The following is a 2,540-nucleotide window of genomic DNA, read 5'->3' on the forward strand; positions in this document are numbered from 1 at the left end:
CGGGACAGGCCGCCTACGACGCGCTGATCGAGCAGGGCAAGGCCACCGAGGAGGGCGGGGCGATCTCGCTGACCGACAAGGGCCGCTCGGAGCTGTCGGATCAGCTCGACGCCGAGCGTGTGTCCATCGACGAGGACTCGATCGCCGAGCTGTTCGAGCAGTTCGAGGCGCTCGACGAGGAGCTCGCCGGCATCCTGGCGGATGTGGAGGCGGACGGCTTCGTCGACGCCCTCGTTGCGCTGGATAGCAAGGCGCAGAACGTTTTCGACGACGTGTCGGCGTTCGTGCCGCGCCTGTCCCGGTACCAGGATCTGTTCGCCGAGGCGCTCGGCAAGGTCAAGGGCGGCGCCCTGACGTGGGCGACCGCCGGCAACATCGATTCCTACGCCACGGTGTGGAACGAGATGCGGGCGGAGCTGGCGGGCGCGGCGGGCCGCTGACGCCTGCCGTCGCCACACGCGTTATCTTTCGTTAAGCGAACTATGTGACCCGTCTCACACCCACCCCCTTTCGGGGGTAGTGGGGGAGTGAGGCGGGTCACTACTTTTTCCTCCAGTCGCAGCGGACGCCGCCGCGGCCCGGACGGAAAACCAACGGAGGACAACCGTGACCACTGTGTCGACACCGGGGAACGAACCCTCGGTCGCGCCCGGGGGCCGGCGCCCAGTCGCCCCGCCCGCATCCAGCAAGCGCGGCCCCGGCATCCGGCGAGTCGCGATCGCCAGTTGCATCGGCACCACCATCGAGTTCTACGACTTCTTCATCTACGGCACCGCCGCCGCCCTCGTGTTCCCGACGGTGTTCTTCCCCGCCCTCGGAGCCACGGCCGGCACCGTCGCCGCCTTCGCGACGTTCGCCGTCGCGTTCATCGCCCGGCCCGTCGGCGCGATGCTGTTCGGACACTTCGGCGACCGCATCGGCCGCAAGAAGACCCTCGTGTCCACCCTGCTGCTGATGGGTCTCTCGACCCTGCTCATCGGTCTGCTGCCCGGCGCCGAGACCATCGGCGTGGCCGCCCCGATCATCCTGGTGCTCCTGCGATTCGCCCAGGGCTTCGCCGTCGGCGGCGAATGGGCGGGCGCGACCCTGCTCACCGCCGAATACGCCCCGCCCGGCAAACGCGGCCTGTACGCGATGTTCCCCCAGCTCGGGCCCGCGATCGCCTTCGCCCTGTCGAGCGGCACGTTCCTGTTCACCGGCCTCGCGCTCGGCGACACCAACGACGCCTTCCTCACCTACGGCTGGCGAATTCCGTTCCTGTTCAGCATCGTTCTCGTCGCCATCGGCCTCTACATGCGGCTCGCCATCGAGGAGACCCCGGTCTTCCGTGCCGAGGCGGCAGCCCGCGCAGCTGCGGGTGACGGAACTGCGGCCACCGAGAAGCGCACCCTGCCGTTCCTCGACGCGCTGCGCTACCAGACCAAGGAGATCCTGCTCTCGGCCGGCGCGCTGGCGATCATGTTCGCCTTCTTCTACATGGGCACCGCCTACCTGACCAGCTACGCGACGAAGACCCTCGGATTCTCGCGACCGTTCGTGCTCGTCGTCGGCATCGCCGCCTCGCTCGTGTTCGGCCTCTCGATCGTGCTCTCCGCGCTGTACTCCGACCGGGTCGGACGCCGCCGCGTCATCATGATCTCCTGCGGCTTCTCCGTCGTGTGGGCGCTGGCGCTGTTCCCGCTGCTCGACACCGGTTCGCCCGCCGCGTTCATCGTCGGCATGGTCGTCACCCTGGCGATCTTCGGCATCGCCTACGGCCCCTGCGGCGCGCTCCTGCCGGAGATGTTCCACACCCGGTACCGCTACACCGGTGCGGGCCTCGGCTACAACCTCGCCGGTGTCCTCGGCGGCGCCATCCCGCCGATGCTCGCCGCACCGCTGGCCGCGTCCTACGGCGGCATCGCGATCGGCGTGATGCTCGCTGTCCTCGGCGTCCTGAGTCTGGTTTGCACCAGGGCGCTCGTCGAGACCCGCGATCGCGCTCTGTAGATCGCGCAGGCGCCCTCCCCATCACCCCCGGGGAGGGCGCCGTTCTCGGCTGTCGTGACGGCAGCAGCTGTCCAGAATTCGAAACATCGGTGGCCCGGAAAGAGTAAGGATGGTGGACGAGTACCACCTACCCGGGCTGCGCACACCCCAGGAGAAATCGATGACCGGCATCGCCACACCCGAACTCCCCAGCTACGCCTCGGGCGCGTGGGAGGTACCGCTGCTCGGTGACACGATCGGCGACAACTTCGACCGAACCGTCGCCCGGCACGGAGACCGGGACGCCCTCGTCGACCGTCCCACCGGCCGACGCTGGACGTACACCGAGCTCGCCGCCGAAGTCGACGCGCTCGCGCTGGGCCTGCTGCACGCGGGCATCGGCAAGGGCGATCGGGTCGGCATCTGGGCGCCGAACTGTGCCGAATGGGTGCTCGTGCAGTACGCCACCGCCAAGATCGGGGCGATCCTCGTCAACATCAACCCCGCCTACCGGTCGCACGAACTGCAGTACGTGCTCACCCAGGCCGGGATCCGGATGCTGGTCGCCGCGC

Annotated in this window: 3 protein-coding genes; all 3 read left to right on the forward strand. The window is 68.9% G+C overall.

Features of this window, described 5'->3' with window-relative positions:
- The coding region (locus tag I0Q12_RS29550; RefSeq protein WP_231611692.1) for a hypothetical protein at positions 1–440 on the forward strand (440 nt) is incomplete at its 5' end.
- A 166-nt stretch (positions 441–606) separates the two neighbouring features.
- On the forward strand, positions 607–1,989 hold the full coding sequence (locus I0Q12_RS29555) for an MFS transporter (protein ID WP_197257323.1): 1,383 nt from the start codon (positions 607–609) through the stop codon (positions 1,987–1,989).
- A gap of 160 nt (positions 1,990–2,149) precedes the next feature.
- The coding region (locus tag I0Q12_RS34310) for an AMP-binding protein (protein ID WP_231611693.1) at positions 2,150–2,540 on the forward strand (391 nt) is incomplete at its 3' end.

The organism is Rhodococcus sp. CX, assembly GCF_015865005.1.
Lineage (GTDB): Bacteria > Actinomycetota > Actinomycetes > Mycobacteriales > Mycobacteriaceae > Rhodococcus.